Raw genomic sequence first — 462 nt, 5'->3', positions numbered from 1 at the left:
CCGAGGAGCAGAAAAAGGACATCGTCGAGGACTGGGCCGGGACCTGGCGCGGCTCGACCAAGCTCGGTTTCACCTCGCACATGCTGCTCTCTTTCCCGACCGACGTGACGGTCGACCAGGTCCGCGACATCGCGATGCACTGGACGGAGCATTTCTTCGAGAGCGGTGCATACGGCGACCAGTGGGACTATGTCCTCGCGGTCCATGACGACCGGGCGCACAAGCACGCCCATATCATCCTGAACAATCGCGGCGTCGAGAAGGGCACCTGGTTCTCTTGCTGGGCCGAGGGCGTGATGTCGCCGCAGCTCATGCGCGAGAAGCAGGCCGAGATCGCGGAACGCTATGGTGTGATGCTTGACGCCACCACCCGGCTCGAGCGCGGCATCTTCGAGAAGCCCGCCGGGATCGAAGAGATCTACCGTGCCAAGGAAGAGGCCCGCCTGCCGCGCGAGATCGTCA

General features: G+C 63.9%; 1 protein-coding gene. It reads left to right on the top strand.

Annotated elements, in window-relative coordinates; translation table 11 throughout:
• A partial coding sequence (locus A3728_RS14815; RefSeq protein WP_150120831.1) for a relaxase/mobilization nuclease domain-containing protein occupies positions 1 to 462 on the top strand: 462 nt, incomplete at both ends.

This window comes from Sulfitobacter sp. HI0040, from assembly GCF_001634885.1.
Taxonomy (GTDB): domain Bacteria; phylum Pseudomonadota; class Alphaproteobacteria; order Rhodobacterales; family Rhodobacteraceae; genus Sulfitobacter.
This window is presented reverse-complemented; position numbering and strand designations above follow the sequence as displayed.